This is a genomic window from Mammaliicoccus sp. P-M58, assembly GCF_022386165.1.
In the GTDB taxonomy this organism is placed as follows: domain Bacteria; phylum Bacillota; class Bacilli; order Staphylococcales; family Staphylococcaceae; genus Mammaliicoccus; species Mammaliicoccus sciuri.
The window spans coordinates 143,640-167,580 of the sequence record NZ_JAJNJI010000003.1 but is presented as its reverse complement, the minus strand read 5'-3'; the positions used below and the strand labels follow the sequence as shown (position 1 = coordinate 167,580).

General features: G+C 34.7%; 46 protein-coding genes. 2 read left to right on the top strand and 44 right to left on the bottom strand.

The window, feature by feature from the left end; all coding sequences use genetic code 11:
* Window positions 1-18 precede the first annotated feature (18 nt).
* Window positions 19-459, bottom strand: coding sequence for a GNAT family N-acetyltransferase (locus tag LQ694_RS04615; protein ID WP_218697229.1), 441 nt, complete (start codon window positions 457-459; stop codon window positions 19-21).
* A gap of 19 nt (window positions 460-478) precedes the next feature.
* Complete coding sequence (locus tag LQ694_RS04610; RefSeq protein ID WP_037589002.1) at window positions 479-682, bottom strand: DUF1272 domain-containing protein; 204 nt, start codon at window positions 680-682, stop codon at window positions 479-481.
* A gap of 87 nt (window positions 683-769) precedes the next feature.
* On the opposite strand from LQ694_RS04610, the gene LQ694_RS04605 reads away from it, so the two are divergent.
* Window positions 770-913, top strand: coding sequence for a hypothetical protein (locus LQ694_RS04605; RefSeq protein WP_167739975.1), 144 nt, complete (start codon window positions 770-772; stop codon window positions 911-913).
* Between the two features lie 23 nt (window positions 914-936).
* Here the strand turns inward: LQ694_RS04605 and LQ694_RS04600 are convergent, their stop codons facing one another.
* From LQ694_RS04600 to rpsJ, 42 genes are all read right to left on the bottom strand, one after another.
* A complete protein-coding gene (locus LQ694_RS04600) occupies window positions 937-1,080 on the bottom strand; it encodes a hypothetical protein (RefSeq protein ID WP_231493101.1) in 144 nt (47 codons plus the stop codon).
* A 74-nt stretch (window positions 1,081-1,154) separates the two neighbouring features.
* Window positions 1,155-1,397 carry a DinB family protein gene (locus tag LQ694_RS04595; protein ID WP_231493100.1) on the bottom strand — a complete coding sequence of 81 codons (243 nt, stop codon included), beginning with the start codon at window positions 1,395-1,397 and terminating at the stop codon, window positions 1,155-1,157.
* A gap of 17 nt (window positions 1,398-1,414) precedes the next feature.
* A complete protein-coding gene (locus tag LQ694_RS04590) occupies window positions 1,415-1,786 on the bottom strand; it encodes a VOC family protein (protein ID WP_096792051.1) in 372 nt (123 codons plus the stop codon).
* A gap of 80 nt (window positions 1,787-1,866) precedes the next feature.
* Complete coding sequence (locus LQ694_RS04585; protein ID WP_025906456.1) at window positions 1,867-2,076, bottom strand: helix-turn-helix domain-containing protein; 210 nt, start codon at window positions 2,074-2,076, stop codon at window positions 1,867-1,869.
* Window positions 2,077-2,086: 10 nt separating this feature from the next.
* Window positions 2,087-2,566, bottom strand: coding sequence for a hypothetical protein (locus LQ694_RS04580; RefSeq protein ID WP_096792012.1), 480 nt, complete (start codon window positions 2,564-2,566; stop codon window positions 2,087-2,089).
* A gap of 129 nt (window positions 2,567-2,695) precedes the next feature.
* Window positions 2,696-3,373 (bottom strand): YjjG family noncanonical pyrimidine nucleotidase, encoded by a 678-nt coding sequence (locus tag LQ694_RS04575; protein ID WP_096792011.1) that lies wholly within the window; start codon window positions 3,371-3,373, stop codon window positions 2,696-2,698.
* Window positions 3,374-3,481: 108 nt separating this feature from the next.
* On the bottom strand, window positions 3,482-4,309 hold the full coding sequence (locus LQ694_RS04570; RefSeq protein WP_096792010.1) for an RCC1 domain-containing protein: 828 nt from the start codon (window positions 4,307-4,309) through the stop codon (window positions 3,482-3,484).
* Window positions 4,310-4,468: 159 nt separating this feature from the next.
* The gene (gene rpsI, locus LQ694_RS04565) at window positions 4,469-4,861 is read right to left on the bottom strand and encodes a 30S ribosomal protein S9 (protein ID WP_025906473.1); all 393 of its coding nucleotides are present in this window, start codon (window positions 4,859-4,861) and stop codon (window positions 4,469-4,471) included.
* A 19-nt stretch (window positions 4,862-4,880) separates the two neighbouring features.
* Window positions 4,881-5,318 (bottom strand): 50S ribosomal protein L13, encoded by a 438-nt coding sequence (gene rplM, locus LQ694_RS04560; protein WP_025906474.1) that lies wholly within the window; start codon window positions 5,316-5,318, stop codon window positions 4,881-4,883.
* Between the two features lie 209 nt (window positions 5,319-5,527).
* On the bottom strand, window positions 5,528-6,331 hold the full coding sequence (gene truA / locus LQ694_RS04555; protein ID WP_065381683.1) for a tRNA pseudouridine(38-40) synthase TruA: 804 nt from the start codon (window positions 6,329-6,331) through the stop codon (window positions 5,528-5,530).
* 10 nt (window positions 6,332-6,341) lie between these two features.
* Window positions 6,342-7,139 (bottom strand): energy-coupling factor transporter transmembrane component T family protein, encoded by a 798-nt coding sequence (locus LQ694_RS04550; RefSeq protein WP_096792001.1) that lies wholly within the window; start codon window positions 7,137-7,139, stop codon window positions 6,342-6,344.
* On the bottom strand, window positions 7,132-7,995 hold the full coding sequence (locus LQ694_RS04545; protein ID WP_218697228.1) for an energy-coupling factor transporter ATPase: 864 nt from the start codon (window positions 7,993-7,995) through the stop codon (window positions 7,132-7,134). The genes LQ694_RS04550 and LQ694_RS04545 overlap by 8 nt, the downstream gene beginning before the upstream one ends.
* Window positions 7,992-8,798 (bottom strand): energy-coupling factor transporter ATPase, encoded by an 807-nt coding sequence (locus LQ694_RS04540; RefSeq protein ID WP_096791999.1) that lies wholly within the window; start codon window positions 8,796-8,798, stop codon window positions 7,992-7,994. The genes LQ694_RS04545 and LQ694_RS04540 overlap by 4 nt, the downstream gene beginning before the upstream one ends.
* 329 nt (window positions 8,799-9,127) lie before the next feature.
* Window positions 9,128-9,493, bottom strand: a complete 366-nt coding sequence (rplQ, locus tag LQ694_RS04535) for a 50S ribosomal protein L17 (RefSeq protein ID WP_025906481.1) — start codon at window positions 9,491-9,493, stop codon at window positions 9,128-9,130.
* Window positions 9,494-9,509: 16 nt separating this feature from the next.
* Window positions 9,510-10,454 carry a DNA-directed RNA polymerase subunit alpha gene (locus LQ694_RS04530; protein WP_025906483.1) on the bottom strand — a complete coding sequence of 315 codons (945 nt, stop codon included), beginning with the start codon at window positions 10,452-10,454 and terminating at the stop codon, window positions 9,510-9,512.
* A gap of 82 nt (window positions 10,455-10,536) precedes the next feature.
* Window positions 10,537-10,926, bottom strand: a complete 390-nt coding sequence (gene rpsK / locus LQ694_RS04525; protein ID WP_025906484.1) for a 30S ribosomal protein S11 — start codon at window positions 10,924-10,926, stop codon at window positions 10,537-10,539.
* Window positions 10,927-10,948: 22 nt separating this feature from the next.
* Window positions 10,949-11,314 carry a 30S ribosomal protein S13 gene (gene rpsM / locus LQ694_RS04520; protein WP_048541062.1) on the bottom strand — a complete coding sequence of 122 codons (366 nt, stop codon included), beginning with the start codon at window positions 11,312-11,314 and terminating at the stop codon, window positions 10,949-10,951.
* Between the two features lie 20 nt (window positions 11,315-11,334).
* Window positions 11,335-11,448 (bottom strand): 50S ribosomal protein L36, encoded by a 114-nt coding sequence (gene rpmJ, locus LQ694_RS04515; protein WP_003156543.1) that lies wholly within the window; start codon window positions 11,446-11,448, stop codon window positions 11,335-11,337.
* Window positions 11,449-11,480: 32 nt separating this feature from the next.
* Window positions 11,481-11,699, bottom strand: coding sequence for a translation initiation factor IF-1 (gene infA, locus LQ694_RS04510; protein ID WP_001118443.1), 219 nt, complete (start codon window positions 11,697-11,699; stop codon window positions 11,481-11,483).
* Window positions 11,700-12,006: 307 nt separating this feature from the next.
* Window positions 12,007-12,654, bottom strand: a complete 648-nt coding sequence (locus LQ694_RS04505) for an adenylate kinase (RefSeq protein WP_025906780.1) — start codon at window positions 12,652-12,654, stop codon at window positions 12,007-12,009.
* Window positions 12,655-12,672: 18 nt separating this feature from the next.
* Window positions 12,673-13,974, bottom strand: coding sequence for a preprotein translocase subunit SecY (gene secY / locus LQ694_RS04500; protein WP_058611897.1), 1,302 nt, complete (start codon window positions 13,972-13,974; stop codon window positions 12,673-12,675).
* Window positions 13,974-14,414 carry a 50S ribosomal protein L15 gene (rplO, locus tag LQ694_RS04495; protein WP_218697226.1) on the bottom strand — a complete coding sequence of 147 codons (441 nt, stop codon included), beginning with the start codon at window positions 14,412-14,414 and terminating at the stop codon, window positions 13,974-13,976. Before rplO ends, secY begins: the two co-directional genes overlap by 1 nt.
* A gap of 30 nt (window positions 14,415-14,444) precedes the next feature.
* The gene (gene rpmD, locus LQ694_RS04490) at window positions 14,445-14,624 is read right to left on the bottom strand and encodes a 50S ribosomal protein L30 (RefSeq protein ID WP_025906783.1); all 180 of its coding nucleotides are present in this window, start codon (window positions 14,622-14,624) and stop codon (window positions 14,445-14,447) included.
* Between the two features lie 16 nt (window positions 14,625-14,640).
* On the bottom strand, window positions 14,641-15,141 hold the full coding sequence (rpsE, locus tag LQ694_RS04485; protein WP_025906784.1) for a 30S ribosomal protein S5: 501 nt from the start codon (window positions 15,139-15,141) through the stop codon (window positions 14,641-14,643).
* 18 nt (window positions 15,142-15,159) lie between these two features.
* The gene (gene rplR, locus LQ694_RS04480; RefSeq protein ID WP_037589017.1) at window positions 15,160-15,522 is read right to left on the bottom strand and encodes a 50S ribosomal protein L18; all 363 of its coding nucleotides are present in this window, start codon (window positions 15,520-15,522) and stop codon (window positions 15,160-15,162) included.
* 27 nt (window positions 15,523-15,549) lie between these two features.
* Window positions 15,550-16,086 (bottom strand): 50S ribosomal protein L6, encoded by a 537-nt coding sequence (rplF, locus tag LQ694_RS04475; protein ID WP_025906786.1) that lies wholly within the window; start codon window positions 16,084-16,086, stop codon window positions 15,550-15,552.
* A 29-nt stretch (window positions 16,087-16,115) separates the two neighbouring features.
* Window positions 16,116-16,514 carry a 30S ribosomal protein S8 gene (rpsH, locus tag LQ694_RS04470; RefSeq protein ID WP_025906787.1) on the bottom strand — a complete coding sequence of 133 codons (399 nt, stop codon included), beginning with the start codon at window positions 16,512-16,514 and terminating at the stop codon, window positions 16,116-16,118.
* Window positions 16,515-16,543: 29 nt separating this feature from the next.
* Window positions 16,544-16,729: a type Z 30S ribosomal protein S14 gene (locus tag LQ694_RS04465; protein WP_016998812.1), complete on the bottom strand. Its 186-nt coding sequence runs from the start codon at window positions 16,727-16,729 to the stop codon at window positions 16,544-16,546.
* Between the two features lie 27 nt (window positions 16,730-16,756).
* Window positions 16,757-17,296: a 50S ribosomal protein L5 gene (rplE, locus tag LQ694_RS04460; protein WP_025906788.1), complete on the bottom strand. Its 540-nt coding sequence runs from the start codon at window positions 17,294-17,296 to the stop codon at window positions 16,757-16,759.
* Between the two features lie 25 nt (window positions 17,297-17,321).
* Window positions 17,322-17,642, bottom strand: coding sequence for a 50S ribosomal protein L24 (gene rplX / locus LQ694_RS04455; protein WP_048541067.1), 321 nt, complete (start codon window positions 17,640-17,642; stop codon window positions 17,322-17,324).
* Between the two features lie 43 nt (window positions 17,643-17,685).
* Window positions 17,686-18,054: a 50S ribosomal protein L14 gene (rplN, locus tag LQ694_RS04450; protein WP_016911102.1), complete on the bottom strand. Its 369-nt coding sequence runs from the start codon at window positions 18,052-18,054 to the stop codon at window positions 17,686-17,688.
* A 33-nt stretch (window positions 18,055-18,087) separates the two neighbouring features.
* Window positions 18,088-18,351: a 30S ribosomal protein S17 gene (gene rpsQ, locus LQ694_RS04445; protein ID WP_016911101.1), complete on the bottom strand. Its 264-nt coding sequence runs from the start codon at window positions 18,349-18,351 to the stop codon at window positions 18,088-18,090.
* A gap of 23 nt (window positions 18,352-18,374) precedes the next feature.
* Window positions 18,375-18,590 carry a 50S ribosomal protein L29 gene (gene rpmC, locus LQ694_RS04440; RefSeq protein ID WP_016998808.1) on the bottom strand — a complete coding sequence of 72 codons (216 nt, stop codon included), beginning with the start codon at window positions 18,588-18,590 and terminating at the stop codon, window positions 18,375-18,377.
* Window positions 18,580-19,014, bottom strand: coding sequence for a 50S ribosomal protein L16 (rplP, locus tag LQ694_RS04435; RefSeq protein ID WP_016998807.1), 435 nt, complete (start codon window positions 19,012-19,014; stop codon window positions 18,580-18,582). The genes rpmC and rplP overlap by 11 nt, the downstream gene beginning before the upstream one ends.
* Window positions 19,015-19,016: 2 nt before the next feature.
* Complete coding sequence (rpsC, locus tag LQ694_RS04430; RefSeq protein WP_025906790.1) at window positions 19,017-19,670, bottom strand: 30S ribosomal protein S3; 654 nt, start codon at window positions 19,668-19,670, stop codon at window positions 19,017-19,019.
* A gap of 28 nt (window positions 19,671-19,698) precedes the next feature.
* Complete coding sequence (gene rplV / locus LQ694_RS04425; RefSeq protein ID WP_025906791.1) at window positions 19,699-20,055, bottom strand: 50S ribosomal protein L22; 357 nt, start codon at window positions 20,053-20,055, stop codon at window positions 19,699-19,701.
* Between the two features lie 25 nt (window positions 20,056-20,080).
* The gene (gene rpsS, locus LQ694_RS04420; protein WP_025906792.1) at window positions 20,081-20,359 is read right to left on the bottom strand and encodes a 30S ribosomal protein S19; all 279 of its coding nucleotides are present in this window, start codon (window positions 20,357-20,359) and stop codon (window positions 20,081-20,083) included.
* A gap of 64 nt (window positions 20,360-20,423) precedes the next feature.
* Entirely contained in the window at window positions 20,424-21,257 is an 834-nt protein-coding gene (gene rplB, locus LQ694_RS04415; RefSeq protein ID WP_025906793.1) for a 50S ribosomal protein L2, read from the bottom strand.
* A 31-nt stretch (window positions 21,258-21,288) separates the two neighbouring features.
* Entirely contained in the window at window positions 21,289-21,567 is a 279-nt protein-coding gene (rplW, locus tag LQ694_RS04410; RefSeq protein WP_025906794.1) for a 50S ribosomal protein L23, read from the bottom strand.
* Window positions 21,567-22,190: a 50S ribosomal protein L4 gene (gene rplD / locus LQ694_RS04405; RefSeq protein WP_025906795.1), complete on the bottom strand. Its 624-nt coding sequence runs from the start codon at window positions 22,188-22,190 to the stop codon at window positions 21,567-21,569. Before rplD ends, rplW begins: the two co-directional genes overlap by 1 nt.
* A 29-nt stretch (window positions 22,191-22,219) precedes the next feature.
* Entirely contained in the window at window positions 22,220-22,882 is a 663-nt protein-coding gene (gene rplC / locus LQ694_RS04400) for a 50S ribosomal protein L3 (protein WP_025906796.1), read from the bottom strand.
* Window positions 22,883-22,913: 31 nt separating this feature from the next.
* On the bottom strand, window positions 22,914-23,222 hold the full coding sequence (rpsJ, locus tag LQ694_RS04395) for a 30S ribosomal protein S10 (protein WP_016998799.1): 309 nt from the start codon (window positions 23,220-23,222) through the stop codon (window positions 22,914-22,916).
* 316 nt (window positions 23,223-23,538) lie between these two features.
* Here rpsJ and LQ694_RS04390 point away from each other — a divergent pair, with 316 nt between their 5' ends.
* Entirely contained in the window at window positions 23,539-23,907 is a 369-nt protein-coding gene (locus LQ694_RS04390) for a hypothetical protein (protein WP_048541070.1), read from the top strand.
* Window positions 23,908-23,941: the final 34 nt, after the last annotated feature.

Genomic DNA, 23,941 nt, shown 5'->3' with positions numbered 1-23,941 from the left:
CTAAAAGTCACCTCTTGTTTATAAATGTTTATGATAATAGTTATGTTCATCATCAATTTGCATACCTAATTTTTGATATAAACGATTACCAGCTATATTTGATTTTTCGGTTTCTAAATATATTGTCTCATATCCATTTTCTTTCCCATAAGTAAATGCTTGATTCATTAATTGCTCACCAATTCGTTGACCTCTCGCATCTGCAGTTAAAAATAAATCATTAATAATAAGTAGGTTTGACATTTTCATTGATGACAACATCTTGTATAGTTGTACAAATCCTATCACTTGCTCATTCGCTTCAGCTATAAATATAACAGCATCTTCACGAGAAACATTTCTATATATAAATTCATACGTCGTCTTTATATCTGATTGATGACCAAAATGAACACGATAGTCATCAAATACAGAAATAACTTGCTCTATCTCATTGAGTTGTAATCTTCGAATATTCAATCCATCACCTCATTTATCATTAACGGTCTCCCATTACAGTTTTAGTATCAGCTTTTGCTTTCGGACGAACAACAAGTTCACCATTACATTCTGGACATACATAATATAAATTTTCAGCGCATTCTCTGCAGTATGTTGTTTCTTGAACACATATAAAAGCATTACTTTTCTTATGAAATTCATATCCGCATTTTTCGCAATTCGGTTTCATCTCTAAAGCCATTTCAATCACTCCATAAAAATATGTTAGTATATACATAATTATCATATCACTTTTAAGTACATAAAATGAATTTTAAGGTGTGATACTATGGAAAAAGAATTCGTTGGTAAATGTGCAAAATGCCAAACAGATATTTATTGTAATAGCGGCTTTATAGAAGGTGTCGTGCAAGAAGATAAAACATTATTATGCTTTGACTGTTCTAACGAAAAAGAGAGAAAGGAAACATAATCGTTTCTTTTCTCTCTATATTTTTATACGCCTTGATCTAATTTATCTAACATTGATTTCATCAACTTAATTTGGCCAGTATGATAATTCGTATGCAATATGCCAAATGAAATTGTTTCTGCAAATGTTTCCATATTCGCTATCGGTGCTTTTCTAGATTTGTCCATTTGTTCATCAAGTGCATTTAATATTCTTTCTAGTTGTTGATTTAATATGCCTTTTAATTCTTGGAAAGTTGGTTCTACACCTGTAAAATCTTGTGGTGAAGTACCTGGTGAGAATGATTTCCTAATTTTTCACCGAGTATATTACCTTCTTCAGTTGTACCAAAGACAAATGATTCATTTGCCACAATTACGTGACCAAGTTGCCATTTAATATTATTTTTTGCTAACTCCAGTTGAAAATCCGCTTGTTTCTCATCTATATCTTTGACCACATCAGATAACATACTATAAGAAATTCGGAACTGCGCTTCTATCATTTCAATTCCCTCCGTTTTTACTCAGTAATCGCAAAATAATTACCTTGTTTATCATGAAAATTAAATACTCTACCCTCAGGCATTTCTATAATATCATGACCAGTTAATCCTTGTTCTTTTAACGACTTATATAATTCATCAAAATTCGAAGCTTTAAACATTAAAGAAGGTGTTTCTAAACTCACTTCAGGACTGTACTTTTCAATAAAAGCTTTATCAAATAATACAAATGACGTTTCAGCATCTTCACTAGGCGCAATTTCTACAGATTTGAAACCTTCAGGCAACCCATCTTCAGACTTCACAACAAAGTTCATTACATCTTTCCAAAATTCAACAGCCTTTTCTTGATCATCAACATATAACATGACTTGATGTAACTTTTCAATCATATATATCACCTTCATTCATTTATTACATTTAGAATACGCTATATACGATTCAAGTGCAAAAATAACAAAGTTTAACTTCACTCTGCATCCTTTTCATAAACCATGATGTCACCAGGCTGACAATCCAAGTATTCACATATTGCTTCTAGCGTACTAAACCTAACAGCTTTAGCTTTTCCAGTCTTTAAAATAGATAAATTTGCAATCGTAATATCTACCTCTTGAGCAAGTTCAGTCAGAGAAACATGTCTCTCTTTTAATATTTCATCTAATTTAATTTTTATCATCTTGTCACCCTTAAACAGTCAAATCATTTTCTTTTTTTATTGATTTAGATTCATTATAAATCGTAAGGAAATTTAACATCATTAAAGAAATATTCAACAATAATACCGTTGTAAATGGTGCAGTATTTAATAACTCTTTATATGTTACATCCACACCAATATTATTTTTCATAGTATTTAACGTAGCATATATCATAATAATGATTGAAGAATAGAATATTTTATTGTAATTCCCAGAATTAAAGAAGTCCTTTTCATTGATATTTTTTAGAAAACTTAGAACAAATATAAAGAAAACTACTGTTAACAACGATTGAATAGTAAAGCACATTAAGTAATAGAATACGCCATCCTTTAAATTAAATGCTGTACTTACAGGTACTTTGATAAAGAAACGTACAAGAACAAGACCCAGCATCAAAGTATTAATGATCATTGTAATTATCGTAATCATATAAGTACGTTTTTCAGTTTTGCTAATTTTATTCATTGAAATCTCTCCCTTTTATCGTTTTTCAATAAAAGTTTAACACCTTTTTTATTGTTTATCAATAAAAATTATCGTTTTTCGATAAAATAAGCATAAAACAGTCTGACTGCTTTATGCTCGAATAAATTTTTATTTACATATATCCTTTAACGCTTCTAATTGATTTATAACATATGTCGCAAGATCGCCGTTGCCAAGATTTTGATAGTCAAAGTAACATGAATCAATTCCATATTCATGCGCACCAGCAATATCAGAGGTTAACGTATCTCCTATCATTAAATAATGTGACACATCATCATCTTTAACACCACTTAAACAATAATCAAAAAATTGTTTATGAGGCTTTTCAAATCCAATTTTCTCAGAAATAAAATGATCATCAAAATAATCAAAAATACCTGCATCACGCATTCTTTTCATCTGAGTTTCATAAACACCATTAGAAGCACTATAAAGATGATAACCCGCTTCTTTCAAATAATTTAATATATCTTTCGCACCATCAACCAGCTCATGATTATCATTCAATGTCTTTCTAAAAATAGCCTCTTTAGCACGCGCATCAACATTTAAATCAAATAGCTCAAAGAACTCTTTAAAGCGAGTCGTTAACACATCATCCTTAGAAACCTTGCCCTGCTCAAGCTCTATCCATAAACGCTTATTAATATCCTGATACTGTTTAAAATTCAAATCATTAAACACAATACCCTCAGATTCAAAAACCGCCCTAATCGCTTCCCTTTCACCAGCATTAAAATCTAATAACGTATTGTCCAAGTCAAATAAAATATGTTTGTACATCGAAAAGTCTCCTTTTAGTCTGTAAGGTTATGGAATATATTATACCATTACATAAAAAAACACTCCTCGAAGTTGTTCGAGAAGTGTTTTAAAGTTATACAATTTATATTACAAGTTAATCCATTCATTATTTCCAGCTATTAAAATTTCTTCATCTTTATTCATTCCAATAGTATAGTCTGATCCTGCACTTACACAAATGATATTTTCCCATTCAGTTATATCACATTGTCCATTATCATTCTTACCGGTTGCTACTACGTTTCCTGATTGAGTTAACCCTACAGAATGATAGCTACCTGCAGAAATATACACGATATTCTTCCAGTATTCTATATCACAAGTAGCATATTTATTATCTCCTGTTGCTATAACTGTTCCATCTTGTTTTAATCCTAATGAATGAAGATATCCTGCTGAAATTTGTTTTATATGGTTCCAATCTGAAACGTTAATCTGTCCTCTTGTGTTATTACCAGTACCAACAACTGTACCATTTATAGACAGACCTAATGTATGCCAATCTCCAGCAGAAACTTGAATGATATTATTCCAAGAAGATACATTACATTGACCTTCAGTATTTCTCCCGATTGCTTGCACGCTGCCATTTTTCAATATACCTACTGTATGCATCCGACCACAATCGATATCTATTACATTTTGCCAATCATGTACGTCAATTTGTCCATGCTGATTATTCCCGCTTCCAATAACTGAACCACTATGCATTAATCCTACTGAATGTGTATTACCAGTATTTCTTGCTTTATTTACATTCCCAGCACTAAGTAGCTTAATATTACGCCATAAATCAACATTGCATTGGCCATTTTTATTATTACCTTTAGTTATTACTTTATTATCCTTCTCACGAATAAGCACGTGTCTTGAACCTGCAGAAAGGCGTTTATATTGATCTATCAATACATTCATAATATCTCCTTAATTGAACTTTTATTAAGAATAAACTTACTTGAAATCATTATAACTTCTATAATTATGACAAACTCAATACAACTAGTCCATAAAATCAAAAAAACACTCCTCGAAGTTGTTCGAGAAGTGTTGAAACCTTGATATATTCGACATATATTAACGTTTTGAGAATTGTGGTGAACGACGAGCACCTTTAAGACCAGGTTTCTTACGTTCTTTCATACGTGGGTCACGTGTAAGTAATCCAGCGCGTTTTAATGATCCACGGTATTCTGGATCTGCTTCTAACAATGCACGTGCAATTCCGTGACGGATAGCTTGTGCTTGTCCAGTGAAACCTCCACCTTGAACGTTTACTAAAACATCGTAGTTACCTTTTGTTTCAGTTACATCAAATGGTTGGTTTAAATCTAAAATTAATGATTCAAATGGTAAGTAGTCACGTACGTCACGTTTGTTAATTGTTACGTTACCTTCACCAGGTACTAAACGTACACGTGCTACTGAATGTTTACGACGACCTGTGCCTTTATATTCAACTTGTGCCAATGTAGTATCCTCCTCTTAATTAACCACGTAACTCGTAGTTTTCAGGTTGTTGTGCAGCATGTGGATGCTCTGCACCAGCATATACGAATAATTTTTTACCTTGTTTTTCACCAAGTTTGCTCTTAGGTAACATACCTTTGATAGATGTTTCTAATAAACGAACTGGGTTTTTCTCTTTTAATTCACCAGCAGATACTGATTTTAATCCACCTGGGTGATTTGAGTGACGGTAGTAAATTTTATCTTGTTCTTTATTACCTGATAAGTAGATTTTTTCAGCGTTAATGATGATAACGTTATCTCCTGTATCAACGTGTGGTGTGTAAGTTACTTTATGTTTACCGCGTAAGATTGATGCGATTTCTGATGATAAACGACCTAACGTTTGTCCTTCAGCATCAACAACGTACCATTTGCGATCGATGTTTGCTTCATTAGCCATAAATGTTTGACGCATTATAGTGTCCTCCTAAATTTTAAAAAAGTTCTGGGTTAAGATGTATATATTAACCTGTACCAAAGCTTCATACATACATCTTATTTCCTTAGTCTGATTCCTGCTTCTATATCTTAAAACACAATAAGATTCCGGGGCTTATCGTGGTGGTGATATAAAACAATACCGTTGTCTATAATATAATTTATTTGTCTTTTTGTCAATTGGTTTTAAACATTTTCTGAAGACTTTTTATTATATATTTTGATATCATTTCCAAACTCTTCAATAAGTTCTGCTTTATCTAAATAAATTTTTTCTAAATATAGCCCATGTGCTGGTGCTGTATGTGGTACTTTGTTTCGATCTTTTTCTTCAAGAAGCTGATGAATATCATCACCGCTTCTCTTCCCTTCACCGACGAGTATTAAATAAGCGACCATTACTCTTACCATATTGTATAAAAATCCTGATCCTGTAACGATAAATTCAAATCCGTCATCTGTTTCAACGACTTCACTTTGATAAATTGTACGTTCTTTATTTAGTACTTCAGTCTTTTGTGAACAGAAACTTGTAAAGTCATGTGTACCTATAAAATGTTGTGCAGCTTGATTCATCAAATCAATATCAACAGGTTTCTTTTGTTGTACTTTTGTGTCATGTTCAAATACATGTCTTTCTGGATCGATATAAACTTTATAACGATATTTTTTACCTACACAATCATACCTACAGTGAAAGTCTTCATCAATTTGTTCTACACTTTGTACATGTATATCTTTTGGCAATGCTGAATTAAAAGCATACTCCCATTTATCTGGTTTAATATTTAATGGTGTATCAAAATGAAAATATTGCTCAATAGCATGCACGCCTTTATCAGTTCTGCTTGAAGGATGTATTCTTACAAATGTTTGATGCATTCTTTTTAGAATTCTCTCAAATTCATATTGCACAGTTCGTTCATGATGTTGAATTTGAAATCCCATAAACTGTCCACCGTGATATGAAATTTTCACTAACATTCTCAAAGTCTGCACCTCAATTCCTTAATAAATATAATGCTATCGCAACCACAATAATTGTTGCGAATCCAATACTATCTCTTAGTTTCCATTTTAATTTACGATAGGTTGTTCGTTGATTTGAAGCATTATAACCTCTAGCTTCCATAGCCACTGCTAAATCATCTGCTCGTTTAAACGCCGATATAAACATCGGAATGAGTAGTGGAATAATAGCCTTTAATCTGTTAAATATACTACCAGCAGTAACGTCAGATCCTCTTGATGTTTGTGCTTTTATGATTCTATCTAATTCATCCATTAATGTTGGGATAAATCTAAGAGATATAGACATCATCATTGCAAGTTCATGTACTGGGAACTTAACCTTTTTTAATGGTCTTAACATTGATTCTATTGCATCTGTTAAGCTTATCGGACTTGTTGTTAACGTCATTATTGTAGAAATCATCACTAAAAGCGCAAGTCTTAAAACAATAAATGCACCTTGTACAACACCATTTTGTTCAATTGTAAATAGCTTTAAATCAATAATGACTGGTCCACCTTTAGTTACAATTAAATGCATGATGAACGTAAAAATAAACAGCAGCATAACAGGTGTAAGTCCTTTAATTAAGAACCAGAACCTTATTTGTGCTAAATACATGATGATTAACACGGTTAACACCATAAAGCCATAAGAAGCCCATGAATTACAAAAGAATATTAATATCATAAATATAAATACATACAGCATTTTCATGCGTGAATCTAATCGATGGATAATTGTATTACCAGGTATGTATCGCCCGATTATTAACTTATCAGTCATAAGGCTTCACCTGCTTTTCATACATATCTTTAAACATCTCTTCACTTGTCGCGATTTGATCAAACTTCATATTATATTTAGTCTCAACTGCTTGTTGAAGTTTAATAATATTAGGTGGTTCAAGATGCGTTTGATTCAGAAGTTCTTTATTTGTAAAAATATTAACTGGCTTATCTTCTGCAACGATTTCACCAGCTTTAATGACTTTAACTTCATCCGCATATTTAAGTACGATATCCATTTGGTGTGAAATTAAGATAACCGTAATACCGAGATTTTCATGGATGTCATTGAAGAGTTCCATCATATCATGTTGGCCTTTCGGATCTAAGCCCACTGTAGGCTCGTCAAGGACAAGTATTTCAGGTTCCATAGCTAATACACCGGCAATGGCTATACGTCGTTTCTGACCACCTGAGAGCTCAAATGGCGATTTCTTTAATAAGCTACGATCCATGCTTAACAAATCCATAAGAGATTCTGCTTTTTGAATAGCTGCTTCTTTATCCGTACCGTAATTAAGCGGTCCAAAAATAATATCTTTTTCAACTGTATCTTCAAATAATTGATGTTCTGCAAATTGAAAGACGATACCTACTTTTTTACGCACTGGCGCTAATTTCTTTGATTTCGTCTTCTTCGTAATATTCGTATCGCCGATTTTCAATTGTCCTTCAGTCGGCTTTAATATAGCGTTTAAGTGCTGAATTAATGTTGATTTACCAGAACCTGTTTGGCCTACAATGGCATAAAATTTAGATTCTATGAATGTCGTCGAAACTTGATTTAAAGCTCTATATTGATATGGTGTCTTTATACTGTAGTCATAGGTGACTTGATCAAATGTTATTTTCATATTCGATTCACCAACTGTTCGAATGTTGTATATTTATAATTATGATTGAGCAAGTAGTTCATTCTCATAGCAAAAGGTAAGTCTAAACCAATTTCAGTTAAATAGGCACCTTGCTTAAATATTTCTTCAGGTATGTCTTGTTTATAAACTTCACCTTTATTCATAACAATAATCTCATCAGCATTAACAGCTTCTTCTAAATCATGTGTAATAGAGATAACTGTTAAGAGGTGTTCACTTTGAATAGATTTAATTAAGTTCATAATACTCTCTTTACCTTCAGGATCAAGCATAGCTGTCGCTTCATCTAAAATCATAATATCTGGTGACATTGCTAATATGCCTGCAATAGCGACACGTTGTTTCTGTCCACCTGAAAGATGACTTGGTTCGAATGTTTTCATGTTTGACATGCCAACTTCTGTTAATACTTCATCAACTATTTCATGCATAACGTGATAGTCTATACTTTGATTTTCCATACCAAATGCTACATCATACTCTACAGTTGAACCAATAAATTGATTATCAGGATTTTGAAATACAATACCTACATGTCTTCTCACTTCATCAATTGTATCGTTCGACAGTAAGATGCCATCAACTACGATTTCACCTTCATAATTTTGGTTAATACCCATCATTAATTTAGCAATTGTAGACTTTCCTGAACCATTATGTCCGACAATAGATGTCCACTTGCCTTTTCGTATATTAAACGAAACATCGCGAAGTGCAGCTGGTTCATTTTCATCATATTTAAATGTAACGTTCGAGAACCTAATCAAATTTTCCTGCACCATAACATTCATCCTTCAACAAGTTAATTACTATATATTTTACAGTATACATACGAAATTGTAAGCATTAATTACTTTAAACATACTACCTATTATAAAATAAAATGCAATAAAAAAAATCCGTATAAACGGATTTAAAATAAAAAAGCGCGCACTCCACCATAGACGAGTTCACGCGATAAGTCATTCAAATGTGGTGGAGTACTCTGAGCTAGACAATATCTATGTGTGGTAAACATTATCATTGCACTCATTTGCTTTGTGTGTGTTAAATAAATTGTATTTATATAGAAATGATTGAAGTGACTTTCGTCACTCCAATAAAGAATAGATTATACTAATTCAATAATTACTGATTCAGCACCGTCACCGCGACGTGGACCAACTTTCATGATACGAGTATATCCACCTTGACGCTCTTCATAGCGTGGCGCAACATCATTGAATAATTTTTGTAATGCAGTAATTGTTTTGTCATCTTCTAAGATTTTAACGTCACGAATCGTTTGAGCAGCTCTACGACGTGAAGCTAGATCACCTTTTTTACCTAAAGTAATTAAGTTATCAACAACTTTACGAACTTCTTTAGCACGAGCTTCTGTAGTCTCGATACGTTCAGAAACGATAAGTTGAGTAGCTAAGTCACGTAACATTGCTTTACGTTGATCAGAAGTACGACCTAATTTTCTGTAACCCATGAATTAACCTCCTTTATTAGTCTTCTTTTCTTAAACCAAGACCAAGATCTTCTAATTTATATTTAACTTCTTCAAGAGACTTACGACCTAAGTTTCGAACTTTCATCATATCTGCCTCAGATTTGTCTGCTAATTCTTGTACAGAATTAATTCCTGCACGTTTTAGACAGTTATAAGAACGTACTGATAAGTCTAATTCTTCGATAGACATTTCAAGTACTTTTTCTTTTTGATCTTCTTCTTTTTCAATCATGATTTCAGCATTTTGTGCTTCATCAGTTAAATTAACAAAAATATTTAAGTGTTCAGTCATGATTTTAGCACCTAAAGAAACAGCTTCTTGAGGAGATAACGAACCATCTGTCCAAACATCGATTGTTAATTTATCATAATCACTACTTTGCCCTACACGTGTATTTTCAACTGTATAGTTCACACGATTTACTGGAGAATAAAGTGAGTCGATTGGAATGACACCAATTGGCAAATCACTTGTGTTATTTTGTTCAGCTAAAGCATATCCGCGACCTTTATTAGCAATTAAGCGCATCTTAAGGTGTCCACCTTTAGAAACTGTTGCAATTTTTAAATCTGGATTTAAAATTTCAACATCACTGTCATGCATGATATCTTTCGCAGTAACTTCACCTTCATCTTTAATATCGATTTCAAGTGTTTTATCTTCTTCAGAGTAGATTTTTATAGCTAATTTCTTGATGTTCATAATGATAGTAGTAACATCCTCAACTACATTTTCAACTGCTGAGAATTCGTGAAGTACACCTTCAATTTCGATATTTTTAACTGCCGCACCTGGTAATGAAGATAATAGGATACGACGTAAGGAGTTGCCTAGTGTTGTACCATAACCACGTTCTAGCGGTTCAACAACGAACTTACCGAATGTAGAATCATCACTAACTTCTATTGTTTCAATTCTAGGTTTTTCGATTTCAATCATTTAAATATATCCTCCTTATAAACGTCGATTAAACTTTATTAATTTCTATCCAGTGACTCTTGAACATTAGAACTAACAAAAATTATACACGACGACGTTTTGGTGGACGACATCCGTTATGTGGAACTGGTGTTACGTCTTTAATTGCTGTGATTTCTAATCCAGCTGATTGTAACGCACGGATCGCTGATTCACGACCTGGGCCAGGACCTTTAACTGTTACTTCTACAGTTTTCAAACCGTGTTCCATAGCAGCTTTTGAAGCTGTTTCTGAAGCCATTTGAGCTGCAAAAGGTGTTGATTTTTTAGAACCTTTAAATCCTAACGCACCTGCTGAAGACCATGATAATGCATTACCGAAATCATCAGTGATCGTTACGATTGTATTGTTGAATGTTGAACGGATGTGAGCTACACCACTTTCAATATTCTTTTTAACTCTACGTTTACGAGAAACTTGTTTACGTGCCATTTATATGTGCCTCCTTTACTTATTATTTTTTCTTGTTCGCTACTGTTTTAACTGGTCCTTTACGCGTACGCGCATTGTTCTTAGTGTTTTGACCACGAACTGGTAAACCACGACGGTGGCGAATTCCACGGTATGAAGCGATTTCCATTAAACGTTTAATGTTTAAGTTTCTTTCACGACGAAGGTCACCTTCAACTTTGTAACCATCTACAACTTCACGGATACGACCTAATTCGTCATCAGTTAAATCGCGAACACGTGTGTCTTCAGATACGTTTGCTTCTTTAAGAATTTTTTGTGCTGTTGTTTTTCCGATACCATATACGTAAGTTAACGAGATTACTACGCGTTTCTCACGTGGTACGTCAATACCTGCAATACGAGCCATTTATTTACACCTCTCTTTTATTAGCCTTGTTTTTGTTTGTGTTTTGGATTTTCACAAATCACCATTACTTTACCTTTACGACGAATAACTTTACATTTTTCGCAAATTGGTTTTACTGATGGTCTTACTTTCATCTTTGTATACCTCCTTGTATTTGGAGTGACGATTATTTATAACGATAAGTGATTCTTCCGCGTGTTAGGTCATACGGAGACATTTCAACTGTTACTTTGTCGCCAGGTAGAATTCTAATATAGTTCATACGGATTTTACCACTAACGTGTGCTAAAATTTCATGTCCATTTTCTAATTCTACTTTAAACATAGCGTTTGGTAAAGTATCTAATACTGTACCTTCTAATTCGATTACATCTTGTTTAGCCATGATCATTTCCCCCTTTTTCTATTCATTCTCGTGAAATAAAAACGTATTTCATGTTTTAAAACCTGGTCCAAAATTAGAGACATACTTTAGGTGATTAAATCACATAGAATAAGCACAGGTTTATAAAATTGGGATGATTTAATACTTAAGATTTGCATTCGACAACACTTCAAATACTTATCGCTTCTTGTAATCACTCCGATTGTATTCCAAAAACCTAAATACTATCTTGATTCTTAAAATTGAACGCATTCACGCGTTCAAGAATCACCTAAAGCTAGGCGAATTCGGGGTGAAAGCGTCATTACTATAATGATTCAAGAATTTGAATAACATCTTCAGTAACATTATCAATTTGTCTAGAACCATCGATGTTTTTAAGGACACCTTGATTTTCATAGAAATCTAAAAGTGGTTTAGTTTGTTTAACATTAACACTTAAACGATTTGCTACTGTTTCAGGGTTATCGTCTTCACGTTGATATAATTTACCACCGTCAAGATCACAAACACCTTCAACTTTTGGTGGATTAAATACTAAATGATAAGTTGTTCCACATACTTCACAAATTCTTCTACCAGTTAAACGATTCATAAGTTCTTCTTCCGCAACTTCGATGTTGATAACAGCATCTACTTTACGATCTAAGTCACTTAAAATTTCATTTAATGCATCAGCTTGTTCAACTGTACGAGGAAAACCATCTAGTAAAAATCCTTTTTTCGCATCTTCTTCAGCTAGTCTTTCTCTAACGATACCTATAGTCACTTCATCTGGTACAAGTTCCCCGCGATCCATATAAGATTTAGCCTCTTTACCAAGGTCAGTCTCTTCTTTGATCGCTTTACGGAACATATCACCAGTTGAGATATGAGGAATAGGGTATTTCTTAACAATTTCACTCGCTTGAGTACCTTTACCTGCTCCAGGTAAACCCATTAAAATGATGTTCATAAAAACCCTCCTACTTGCTTATCGTCTTCTAAAGCCTCTATATTCACGTTGATTGAGTTGAGCTTCTAAAGTTTTCATTGTTTCAATTGCAACACCGATAACGATTAGTAAGCTAGTACCACCAACTTGTATTGCTTGAGGTAAATTCATTAACTTAATTGCTAGAATTGGAATAATAGCAATAAATGCTAAGAAAATTGATCCCACAAACGTTAAACGATAAAGCACTTTAGTGATGTATTTTTTAGTTTGTTCACCAGGTCTAATACCTGGAACATAACTACCTTGTTTTTGTAAGTTTTCAGCCATCTTATCAGGGTTAACCTGAACAAATGCATAAAAGTATGCGAAAGCTATAATTAAAACAACGTATACGATCATACCAATATTATGAGATGGATCAGCATAATTTGTAACTGTTTGCGCCCATTCTTGATCAGGGAAGAATAATGTTAATGTCTTCGGAAGCATGAAGAATGCCATCGCAAAGATTACAGGGATTACACCAGCTGAGTTAACTTTTAAAGGTAAATATGTTGCATTTGCAGATAATGAACCACCTGCGCCTTGAGTTTGACGTTTAGCATATTGGATAGGAATTTTACGAATTGCTTGTAGTACATAAACTGCACCAACAGTAAGTAAAATCATACCTAAGAATAAGCCAATCGCTTTTAACCAAGCCATAGTTGTATCATCTGCACCAACAAAACTTTGTTGGTAAAACTGTATTAATGAGTTTGGCATTGAAGATAAAATACCAGCGAAGATAATAATAGAAATACCATTACCAACACCAAATTGTGTTATCTGTTCACCTAACCACATTAAGAAAGCTGTTCCTGCAGTTAAAACAAGTGCAATTAACACATAATTTAAGACTGAAGTATTTTGAATTAAATTACCACCAAGCATATTATTAAATGAATACGACATACCTAAGCCTTGAACAAAGGCTAATACAATTGTGAAGTAACGTGTAAATTGATTAATCTTTTTACGACCAACTTCACCTTGTTTAGACCACTCTGTAAACTTAGGTACAACATCCATTTGTAATAATTGCATTACGATTGAAGCAGTAATGTAAGGCATAATACCCATTGCTAAAATTGAGAAGTTCTGCAAGGCACCTCCACCGAATGTGTTAAACAAATCGGTAATACCTTGCGAACCTTTATTTTGATTAAAAGCATCTGGATTAACACCAGGAGCTGGAATATAAGTTCCAACTTTAAATATAACGAGCATTGCTAGTGTGAATAATATCTTGTTACGAATATCTTTAGTCTTCAAAAAACTAATGATCGTTTCAAACATTAGATCACCTCATGCGTTCCGCCCTTACCTTCGATTGCTTCAATTGCTGAAGCTGAGAATTTATGAGCTTTTATTGTTAATTTCTTTTCTAATGAACCGTTTCCTAAAACTTTAACGCCAGATTTTTCAGATTTAACAACACCTGATTCTACTAATAACGCTGGTGTAACTTCAGTTCCTTCTTCGAAACGATTTAATTGATTAAGATTAACAATTGCATATTCTTTACGGTTGATGTTAGTGAATCCACGTTTTGGTAAACGACGGAATAATGGTAATTGACCACCTTCGAAACCTAAACGAACACCGCCACCTGAACGTGCTTTTTGACCTTTAGTACCACGGCCACTTGTTTTACCGTTACCTGTAGCCATACCACGACCGACACGGTTACGTTCTTTACGAGCACCTTTAACTGGTTTCAATTCATGTAATTTCATTTTGGCACCTCCTTAATACTTTAGATAAATTTATTTTTCAGTAACTTTTACTAAGTGACTTACTTTGTCGATTTGCCCACGAATCGCAGGATTATCTTCAACTACTACAGTTGAGTTTGTTTTTTTAAGTCCTAGCGCTTGAACTGTCTTACGTTGAGTTTCAGGACGACCAATAACGCTACGAGTGAGGGTGATTTCTAATTTAGCCATAGTGTTTGTTCCCTCCTTAATTTAATAATTCTTCTACTGATTTACCGCGTAGACTAGCTACTTCTTCGGCATTTTTAAGTTCTTTAAGTCCTTCAATTGTAGCACGAACCATGTTGATTGGTGTGTTAGAACCTAATGATTTACTTAAGATATCAGTGATACCAGCAAGTTCTAATACGGCACGAACTGGTCCACCTGCAATAACACCTGTACCAGGTGCTGCTGGTTTAATTAAAACACGACCTGCACCAAAACGTCCAATAACTTGGTGAGGAGTTGTTCCTTCAACACGTGGAACTGTTACTAAGTCTTTCTTAGCATCTTCTACTGCTTTTTTAATTGCTTCAGGTACCTCTTGAGCTTTACCAGTACCGAAACCTACGCGACCATTTTTATCTCCAACAACTACTAAAGCTGTAAAACGGAAACGACGACCACCTTTAACTACTTTAGCTACACGGTTAATCGTAACTACGCGCTCTTCAAATTCTTTAACTTCTTGTTCTTTACGACGCATGAGTGTCCCTCCTTTAAATTAAAATTGAAGTCCGTTTTCACGAGCTGCATCAGCTAATGCTTTGATACGTCCGTGGTATAAATATCCTCCACGATCAAATACTACAGCGTCAACGCCTTTTTCAGCGGCACGTTTTGCAACGATTTCGCCTACTTTAGCAGCTGCTTCTACATTACCTGATTGCTCTAGGTTAAATTCTTTATCTACAGTTGATGCTTGAGCGATTGTTACACCGTTTAAGTCATCAATTACTTGAGCATAAATATGTTTGTTTGAACGATATACGTTTAAACGTGGCTTTTCGCTAGTTCCAGCTAATTTAGCACGTACGCGAGCATGTCTTTTCAAACGAACTTTATTTTTGTCGATTTTAGCGATCATGTTAGTGCTCCTTTCTTATCTTAATGATTACTTACCAGTTTTACCTTCTTTACGACGAACATATTCGCCTTCGTAACGAATACCTTTACCTTTGTAAGGTTCTGGTGGACGGATTGAACGGATATAAGATGCAATTGCACCAACACGTTCTTTTGAAATACCTTCTACTTTAACTTTAGTGTTTTTCTCTACTGATAATGTGATTCCATCTTCAGCAACGATTTCTACAGGGTGAGAATAACCAACGTTTAAGATGATATTTTTACCTTGCATTTGGGCACGGTAACCAACACCAATAAGTTCTAAGTTTTTCTCGAAACCTTTAGATACACCTTCAATCATGTTAGCGATTAAAGCACGAGTTGTACCATGGATTGTTTTATGTTCTTTAGAGTCAGATGGACGTACAACTTCTAAGCTGTTGTCCTCTTGTTTATATGTCATTTCTTCATTAAAAGTACTAGTTAATTCACCTTTAGATCCTTTAACTGTTACTGTGTTACCTTCGATAGTAACAGTAACGTCTGAAGGGATCTCAATAATTTTCTTACCAACACGGCTCATTATGTGGGCACCTCCTTATAATTTTATAATTACCAGATATAAGCTAATACTTCTCCACCGATTCCACGTTGTCTAGCATCTTTATCAGTTAAAACACCTTCAGATGTAGAAACAAGTGCAATACCTAAACCGTTAAGAACTTTTGGAAGTTCATCAGCTTTAGCATAAACACGTAAACCTGGTTTAGAAATACGTTTTAATCCTGTGATAACGCGCTCGTTGTTTTGACCATATTTAAGGAACATACGGATAACACCTTGCTTATCATCTTCGATATATTCTACGCTTTTTACGAATCCTTCTTTTTTAAGGATTTCAGCGATTTCTTTTTTAATGTTTGATGCAGGTAACTCTAATTTTTCGTGACGTACCATGTTTGCGTTACGCACGCGAGTTAACATATCTGCAATTGGATCTGACATTGTCATTTGTGTTTCCTCCTTTCATTCTTTTGAGTTTACCAGCTAGCTTTACGTACGCCAGGGATTTGGCCTTTGTATGCTAGTTCACGGAAACAAATACGGCAAAGTTTGAATTTACGATATACTGAGTGTGGACGTCCACAACGTTCACAACGAGTGTATTCACGAACTCCGAATTTTTGTTTACGTTGTTGTTTAGCGATCATTGATTTTTTAGCCACTTAATTAGCCTCCTTTATAATTAGAGATTACTTTTGAAATGGCATACCGAATTGTGTTAACAATTCACGAGCTTCCTCGTCAGTGTTAGCAGTTGTAACGATAACGATATCCATTCCTCGTACTTTACTTACTTTATCATAGTCGATTTCAGGGAAAATTAATTGTTCCTTAACACCTAAAGTGTAATTTCCACGACCGTCGAATGCTTTTTTAGAGATACCACGGAAGTCACGTACACGTGGTAATGAAACTGAGATTAATTTATCAAAGAATTCATACATTCTTTCTCCACGTAATGTAACTTTTGCACCGATTGGCATACCTTCACGAAGACGGAAAGTCGCAATAGATTTTTTAGCTTTAGTTACTAATGGTTTTTGACCAGTGATTGCTTGAAGTTCTTCAACTGCAGAGTCTAAAACTTTAGAGTTTTGAACTGCATCACCGATACCCATGTTTACAACTATTTTTTCGATTTTTGGTACTTCCATAACTGAACTATAGTTAAATTTCTTAACTAACTCAGCAGAAATTTCATTATTAAACTTTTCTTTTAAACGTGTCAAAGTGGATCCTCCTTTCACTTAATAATTATTCATTTGATGATTTGATTTCTTCGCCAGATTTTTTAGCGATACGAACTTTTTTACCATCTACTACTTTGAATCCAACACGAGTTGGTTCGTTTGTCTTAGGATCAAGTAATTGAACGTTTGATACGTGGATAGTACCTTCTGTTTCTAAGATACCACCTTCTGGATTGAACTGAGTTGGTTTTTGGTGTTTTTTAATGATGTTAACACCTTCTACAACTACGCGTTCTTTCTTAGGTAATGCTTCTAAAACTTTACCAGTTTTACCTTTATCTTTACCTGAGATAACGATTACGTTGTCACCTTTACGTACGTGCATGTGTAGGCACCTCCTTAGGAATTTTGTTTTTTATCATTATAGATTAAAGTACCTCTGGCGCTAGAGAAACGATTTTCATGAAGTTACCTTCACGTAATTCACGCGCTACAGGACCGAATATACGTGTACCACGTGGACCTTTGTCATCACGGATGATTACACATGCATTTTCGTCAAATTTGATGTAAGAGCCATCTTCACGACGTACACCTGATTTAGTACGTACAACAACAGCTTTAACAACTTCACCTTTTTTAACAACGCCACCTGGTGTAGCATTTTTAACAGTAACGACGATTACATCACCAATGTTAGCTGTCTTACGACCAGATCCGCCTAAAACTTTGATTGTTAATACTTCACGAGCACCAGAGTTGTCTGCTACTTTTAAACGTGTTTCTTGTTGGATCATCTTTGTTTGACCTCCCTTATCTTTATACTTCTATTAAATAATTACTGATTCTTCAACGATTTCAACTAGACGGAAACGCTTAGTTGATGATAAAGGACGTGTTTCTGCAATCTTAACGATATCGCCCATTTTTGCTGAATTGTTTTCATCATGCGTTTTATATTTTTTTGAATATTTTACGCGTTTACCATATAATTTATGAGTTTTGTATGTTTCAACAACTACTGTAATAGTTTTATCCATTTTATCTGAAACTACTTTACCAACGTAAACTTTGCGGTCATTTCTTTCACTCACAGTAATGAACCTCCTCTACTTGATTATTTATTATCTGCTGCTTTCTCTTCTTCGATTTCTCTTTCGCGAACGATTGTTTTTAGACGTGCAATCGTCTTTTTAACTTTTCGAATGTTAGCAGTCTCTTCAAGTTGACCAGTTGCTAACTGAAAGCGTAAGTTGAATAATTGCTCTTTAGCTTCTTTGATTTCTTTTTCAATTTCAGTAGTGGTTAAATTTCTGATATCCTTAGCTTTCATTTGTGTCACCACCCAATTCTTCACGTTTTACAAACTTAGATTTAACTGGAAGTTTGTGTGCTGCAAGACGTAATGCTTCACGTGCAACTTCTTCTTGAACACCTGCAACTTCGAACAAGATACGTCCTGGTTTAACTACTGCTACCCATCCTTCAACTGCACCTTTACCTGAACCCATACGTACTTCTAAAGGTTTTTTAGTATAAGGTGTATGTGGGAATATTTTGATCCATACTTTTCCGCCACGTTTCATGTAACGTGTCATTGCGATACGAGCTGATTCGATTTGACGAGAAGTAATCCAAGCTGCTGTTTGAGCTTGTAAACCGTACTCACCAAATGTTACTTCATTTCCGCCTTTTGAACGACCAGTTGTTTTTGGACGATGTTGACGACGGAATTTAACACGCTTTGGTAATAACATTATTATTTTCCTCCTTCACTAGACTTCTTTGTAGGAAGAACTTCTCCACGGTAGATCCATACTTTAACACCTAATTTACCGTAAGTAGTGTCGGCTTCTTCATGTGCGAAATCAATGTCTGCACGTAATGTATGAAGTGGAACAGTTCCTTCTGAATATTGTTCTGCACGAGCGATATCTGCGCCACCTAAACGACCAGATACTTGAGTTTTGATACCTTTAGCTCCCAATTTCATTGCGCGTTGGATAGCTTGTTTTTGAGCACGACGGAAAGATACACGGTTTTCTAATTGACGAGCAATGTTATTTGCTACCAATGTTGCATCTAAATCAACTTTTTTGATTTCGATAACGTTGATGTGTACTTTTTTGTTAGTCAATGCGTTTAATTTGTTACGTAATTTTTCAATTTCTGAACCGCCTTTACCAATAACCATACCTGGTTTACCAGTGTGGATAGCGATATTGATACGGTTTGCTGCACGTTCAATTTCAACACTTGAAACTGAAGCTTCTTTTAATGCTTCTGCGATATATTTACGAACTTTTAAGTCTTCATGTAAAAGTGTTGCGAAGTCTTTACCTGCATACCACTTTGCTTCCCAGTCACGAATTACACCGACACGAAGTCCGATTGGATTAATTTTTTGACCCACTATATTCCCTCCTTAATGATTTAGTTAATTATGCTTCTTTAACTTCTTTAGCTTCTTTTTCGCCAACTACGATTGTAATATGGCTAGTACGTTTGTTAATCGCACTTGCACGACCTTGTGCACGTGGACGGAAACGTTTCAATGTAGGTCCTTCATTAGCGTAAGCTTCTTTTACTACTAATGTGTCAGGATTTAAATCATAGTTATGTTCTGCATTTGCTAATGCTGACATTAATAATTTTTCAACAACAGGTGATGTTGCTTTGTTTGTTAATTTTAAGATGGCAATTGCTTCTGCCACTTCTTTACCTCTAATAAGATCTAAAACTAATCTCACTTTACGAGGTGCGATTCTTATTGTTCTAGCAACCGCTTTTGCTTCCATTGTGACTTCCTCCTCTTTTTAGAAATTAGCGTTTAGTCTTTTTGTCGTCTGCAGCATGACCTTTATAAGTACGTGTAGGTGCAAACTCTCCTAATTTATGTCCAACCATATCTTCAGTAATGAAAACTGGCACATGTTTACGACCATCATATACTGCTATTGTATGTCCGATGAAGTTAGGAAATACTGTTGAACGACGAGACCATGTTTTAATAACTGATTTTTTTTCACCTTCGTTTTGAGCTTCAACTTTTTTCATTAAATGATCATCAACGAAAGGTCCTTTTTTAAGACTACGAGCCATTATGGCGCCTCCCTTCTTATTTAATGCGCGCGGCATCTAAGCCGCACACGTAAATAAGGTATTATTATTTTTTCTTACGACCACGAACGATAAATTTAGATGAACGTTGGTTTTGTTTACGAGTTTTCTTACCAAGTGTTGGTTTGCCCCATGGAGACATTGGTGATTTAAGACCGATTGGTGTACGACCTTCACCACCACCATGTGGGTGATCGTTAGGGTTCATTACAGAACCACGAACTGTAGGACGTTTACCCATCCATCTAGAACGACCAGCTTTACCAATTGTGATTAATTCGTGTTGTTCATTACCAACTTGACCGATTGTTGCACGACAAGTAGATAAGATCATACGAACTTCACCTGATTTAAGACGAACTAGAACGTATTTACCTTCTTTACCAAGTACTTGAGCACTTGTGCCAGCTGAACGGACTAATTGTCCACCTTTACCTGGTTTTAATTCGATGTTGTGAATTGTAGTACCAACTGGGATATCAGTTAATGCTAATGCATTACCTACTTTGATATCTGCATCTGGACCATTGAATACTTCTTGTCCTACTTTTAATCCTTTAGGAGCAATGATATATCTTTTTTCACCATCTGCGTATACTAATAATGCGATATTAGCTGAACGGTTTGGATCATACTCGATAGTTGCTACTTTAGCAGGAATTCCATCTTTGTTACGTTTGAAATCAATTACACGGTATTGACGTTTATGACCGCCACCTCTGTGACGAACTGTCAATTTACCTTGGTTGTTACGTCCCGCTTTTCTCGGAAGCGGTTGTAATAAAGACTTTTCAGGAGTCGTTGATGTAATTTCAGCGAAGTCTGAAGATGTCATATTACGACGACCATTTGTAATTGGCTTATATTTTTTAAGAGCCATTGTCGTTTTACCTCCTTAATGGTAATTGTTTTTAGTTAAATAGGTCTATTGAAGAACCTTCTTTTAGAGTTACGATTGCTTTACGACGTTTGTTAGTGAAACCATTGTAACGACCAACACGTTTAGCTTTTGCTTTAACGTTCATGATATTTACTGTATCAACTTTCACGTCGAAAATTTCTTCGATTGCGATTTTTACTTGTGTTTTGTTTGCACGTGTATCTACATCAAATGTGTATTTATCTAAAGCCATATCTGATGAAGATTTTTCTGTGATTACGGGGCGCTTAATAACATCTCTTGCTTCCATTATGCGAGCACCTCCTCTACTTTATCCACTGCTGCTTTAGTTATTACGACTTTACTAGAATCTAAGATATCTAATACGTTTAAGCTTTGAGCGTCGATAACTTTAACACCTGGAATGTTACGAGCTGATAATTCAACGTTGCTGTCTACAGTATCAACGATGAATAAAACTTTCTTAGAAAGTTCTAAGTTGCTCATTACATTTTTGAATTCTTTTGTTTTAGGTGCATCAAAGTTGAATGCTTCTAAAACTGTTAATTCGTTACCACTTACTTTTGAAGATAATGCAGAACGTAATGCTAAACGACGCATTTTCTTAGGCATTTTGTAAGAATAACTTCTTGGTGTAGGACCGAATACGATACCACCACCACGCCATTGTGGCGCACGGATTGTACCTTGACGAGCACGACCTGTACCTTTTTGTTTCCAAGGTTTACGTCCACCACCACGAACTGCTGAACGATTTTTAACTGCGTGAGTACCTTGGCGTAATGAAGCACGTTGTAAGTTGACTGCTTCGAATAATACGTGTTGGTTTGGTTCGATACCAAATACACTATCATTTAATTCGATAGAACCTGATTTTGATCCATCTACTTTTAATACATCAATATTAGCCATAATGTTGTTTCCTCCTTTCACCTAAATAATTATTTATTACCTTTTTTAATTGAAGTTGTAAGTTTTACTAAACCTTTTTTAGGACCTGGCACGTTACCTTTAACTAAAATTACGTTATTTTCTGCATCAACTTTAACTACTTCTAAGTTTTGCATAGTAACTGTGTTTCCGCCCATACGGCCTGGTAATTCTTTACCTTTAAATACTTTAGAAGCATCTGAAGCCATACCCATTGAACCAGAGCCTCTGTGGTAACGAGAACCGTGACTCATTGGTCCACGAGAGAATCCGTGACGTTTAATTGAGCCTTGGAAACCTTTACCTTTTGAAACGCCTGTTGCATCAATAATGTCTCCTGCTTGGAAAGTATCTACAGTGACTTCTTGACCTACCTCGTATGCTGAAACATCAATGTTTCTGAATTCACGAGTGAAGCGCTTAGGTGCTGTACCTGCTTTTTTAGCATGGCCTTCAGCAGCTTTAGTAGCATATTTGTTAGATTTACGATCTTTTTTATATGCTTGTTTGTCTTCAAAACCGATTTGAACAGCGTTGTAGCCGTCTACTTCTTCAGTTTTAGTTTGTAATACTACGTTTTGACTAGCTTCTACTACAGTAACTGGTATTAATTCACCGTTTTCTGCGAATACTTGAGTCATTCCAATTTTTCTTCCTAAGATTCCTTTGGTCATCGAAAGTCGCACCTCCTGTTATTTTAATGAATTATAATTTGATTTCGATGTCTACACCTGATGGTAAGTTTAAGCCCATAAGAGCATCAACTGTTTTTGGTGTAGGGTTAAGAATGTCGATTAAACGTTTATGCGTACGTTGTTCGAATTGTTCACGTGAGTCTTTGTACTTATGAACGGCACGGATTACAGTATAAACTGATTTCTCAGTTGGTAATGGAATCGGACCAGACACTTGAGCTCCTGAACGTTTAGCTGTTTCAACAATTTTCTCTGCTGATTGATCGATCATGCGGTGATCATACGCTTTTAAACGGATACGAATTTTTTGTTTTGCCATAATTTTCCCTCCTTGTTCGTCTACTTTATAGTGATAGACTTCTCCACGAAAACTCTCTTACACACCGCCATGGCAAAGCGGCCGGGTGTGTCAGTAACCTCTCGCTTCATCGCTTCTTAAAGTCCAACATTAGATATGATACATGATTTATTTCTATTAATCAATAGATAACCATATATTTTTTCTAATTTCATCTAACACATACCCAAGTATTATAACGGATTATTCGTTCTTTTTCAATAGGTAAAATTTAAATAGATAATTTGTAATCTAAATGTTATAATATAACAAGCAATTTTAACTAGGTGGTGAAATCATGAAAAGAGGAATTAAATCAGTTTTGCTAGTTCTTTCTATTATATTAGTTGTATCTGAGTTATTATTAGCCATACCTTTTCTAGGTGGAGGAATCGTTCTTTCAACTGGTTATAATGCTTTGGTACTTAATGGAACGTTATACTTTATTACGACTCTCATCCTATTAATAGATAACCAGAATTCTGTTAAAGTAATATTTATCATTCCATTAATCGGACTAATCGCTAGCTTTGTTGCAATCATTCCTATTATTGGCTGGTTATTACATATCGTAATGGTCGTATTAATGATCATCTTCTTATTTACGATTATAATTGCGCCAGTATATATCCCATCTAAATATTACAAGACTACTTATAAAAGTTAATATATAAATAAAAATCCACGAGACTTCATTAAAT

Bases quoted from the DNA above. Each gene is read 5' to 3' on its own strand.
- LQ694_RS04610 (WP_037589002.1), bottom strand. From the start codon at position 682: ATGGCTTTAGAGATGAAACCGAATTGCGAAAAATGCGGATATGAATTT.
- LQ694_RS04605 (WP_167739975.1), top strand. From the start codon at position 770: ATGGAAAAAGAATTCGTTGGTAAATGTGCAAAATGCCAAACAGATATT.
- LQ694_RS04600 (WP_231493101.1), bottom strand. From the start codon at position 1,080: ATGGACAAATCTAGAAAAGCACCGATAGCGAATATGGAAACATTTGCA.
- LQ694_RS04595 (WP_231493100.1), bottom strand. From the start codon at position 1,397: ATGATAGAAGCGCAGTTCCGAATTTCTTATAGTATGTTATCTGATGTG.
- LQ694_RS04585 (WP_025906456.1), bottom strand. From the start codon at position 2,076: ATGATAAAAATTAAATTAGATGAAATATTAAAAGAGAGACATGTTTCT.
- LQ694_RS04580 (WP_096792012.1), bottom strand. From the start codon at position 2,566: ATGAATAAAATTAGCAAAACTGAAAAACGTACTTATATGATTACGATA.
- LQ694_RS04575 (WP_096792011.1), bottom strand. From the start codon at position 3,373: ATGTACAAACATATTTTATTTGACTTGGACAATACGTTATTAGATTTT.
- LQ694_RS04570 (WP_096792010.1), bottom strand. From the start codon at position 4,309: ATGAATGTATTGATAGATCAATATAAACGCCTTTCTGCAGGTTCAAGA.
- rplM (WP_025906474.1), bottom strand. From the start codon at position 5,318: ATGCGTCAAACATTTATGGCTAATGAAGCAAACATCGATCGCAAATGG.
- LQ694_RS04550 (WP_096792001.1), bottom strand. From the start codon at position 7,139: ATGACTGATAAGTTAATAATCGGGCGATACATACCTGGTAATACAATT.
- LQ694_RS04545 (WP_218697228.1), bottom strand. From the start codon at position 7,995: ATGAAAATAACATTTGATCAAGTCACCTATGACTACAGTATAAAGACA.
- LQ694_RS04540 (WP_096791999.1), bottom strand. From the start codon at position 8,798: ATGGTGCAGGAAAATTTGATTAGGTTCTCGAACGTTACATTTAAATAT.
- rplQ (WP_025906481.1), bottom strand. From the start codon at position 9,493: ATGGGTTACAGAAAATTAGGTCGTACTTCTGATCAACGTAAAGCAATG.
- LQ694_RS04530 (WP_025906483.1), bottom strand. From the start codon at position 10,454: ATGATTGAAATCGAAAAACCTAGAATTGAAACAATAGAAGTTAGTGAT.
- rpsK (WP_025906484.1), bottom strand. From the start codon at position 10,926: ATGGCACGTAAACAAGTTTCTCGTAAACGTAGAGTTAAAAAGAATATT.
- rpsM (WP_048541062.1), bottom strand. From the start codon at position 11,314: ATGGCTCGTATTGCAGGTATTGACGTACCACGTGAGAAACGCGTAGTA.
- rpmJ (WP_003156543.1), bottom strand. From the start codon at position 11,448: ATGAAAGTAAGACCATCAGTAAAACCAATTTGCGAAAAATGTAAAGTT.
- infA (WP_001118443.1), bottom strand. From the start codon at position 11,699: ATGGCTAAACAAGATGTAATCGAATTAGAAGGTACAGTATTAGATACT.
- LQ694_RS04505 (WP_025906780.1), bottom strand. From the start codon at position 12,654: ATGAACATCATTTTAATGGGTTTACCTGGAGCAGGTAAAGGTACTCAA.
- secY (WP_058611897.1), bottom strand. From the start codon at position 13,974: ATGTTTGAAACGATCATTAGTTTTTTGAAGACTAAAGATATTCGTAAC.
- rplO (WP_218697226.1), bottom strand. From the start codon at position 14,414: ATGAAATTACATGAATTGAAACCAGTTAAAGGTGCTCGTAAAGAACGT.
- rpmD (WP_025906783.1), bottom strand. From the start codon at position 14,624: ATGGCTAAATTAGAAATCACCCTCACTCGTAGCGTTATTGGTCGTCCT.
- rpsE (WP_025906784.1), bottom strand. From the start codon at position 15,141: ATGCGTCGTAAAGAACAAGAAGTTAAAGAATTTGAAGAGCGCGTAGTT.
- rplR (WP_037589017.1), bottom strand. From the start codon at position 15,522: ATGATCGCTAAAATCGACAAAAATAAAGTTCGTTTGAAAAGACATGCT.
- rplF (WP_025906786.1), bottom strand. From the start codon at position 16,086: ATGAGCCGTGTTGGTAAGAAAATTATTGAGATCCCTTCAGACGTTACT.
- rpsH (WP_025906787.1), bottom strand. From the start codon at position 16,514: ATGACAATGTCAGATCCAATTGCAGATATGTTAACTCGCGTGCGTAAC.
- rplX (WP_048541067.1), bottom strand. From the start codon at position 17,642: ATGCACGTACGTAAAGGTGACAACGTAATCGTTATCTCAGGTAAAGAT.
- rplN (WP_016911102.1), bottom strand. From the start codon at position 18,054: ATGATCCAACAAGAAACACGTTTAAAAGTAGCAGACAACTCTGGTGCT.
- rpmC (WP_016998808.1), bottom strand. From the start codon at position 18,590: ATGAAAGCTAAGGATATCAGAAATTTAACCACTACTGAAATTGAAAAA.
- rplP (WP_016998807.1), bottom strand. From the start codon at position 19,014: ATGTTATTACCAAAGCGTGTTAAATTCCGTCGTCAACATCGTCCAAAA.
- rplV (WP_025906791.1), bottom strand. From the start codon at position 20,055: ATGGAAGCAAAAGCGGTTGCTAGAACAATAAGAATCGCACCTCGTAAA.
- rpsS (WP_025906792.1), bottom strand. From the start codon at position 20,359: ATGGCTCGTAGTCTTAAAAAAGGACCTTTCGTTGATGATCATTTAATG.
- rplB (WP_025906793.1), bottom strand. From the start codon at position 21,257: ATGGCTCTTAAAAAATATAAGCCAATTACAAATGGTCGTCGTAATATG.
- rplW (WP_025906794.1), bottom strand. From the start codon at position 21,567: ATGGAAGCAAGAGATGTTATTAAGCGCCCCGTAATCACAGAAAAATCT.
- rplD (WP_025906795.1), bottom strand. From the start codon at position 22,190: ATGGCTAATATTGATGTATTAAAAGTAGATGGATCAAAATCAGGTTCT.
- rplC (WP_025906796.1), bottom strand. From the start codon at position 22,882: ATGACCAAAGGAATCTTAGGAAGAAAAATTGGAATGACTCAAGTATTC.
- rpsJ (WP_016998799.1), bottom strand. From the start codon at position 23,222: ATGGCAAAACAAAAAATTCGTATCCGTTTAAAAGCGTATGATCACCGC.
- LQ694_RS04390 (WP_048541070.1), top strand. From the start codon at position 23,539: ATGAAAAGAGGAATTAAATCAGTTTTGCTAGTTCTTTCTATTATATTA.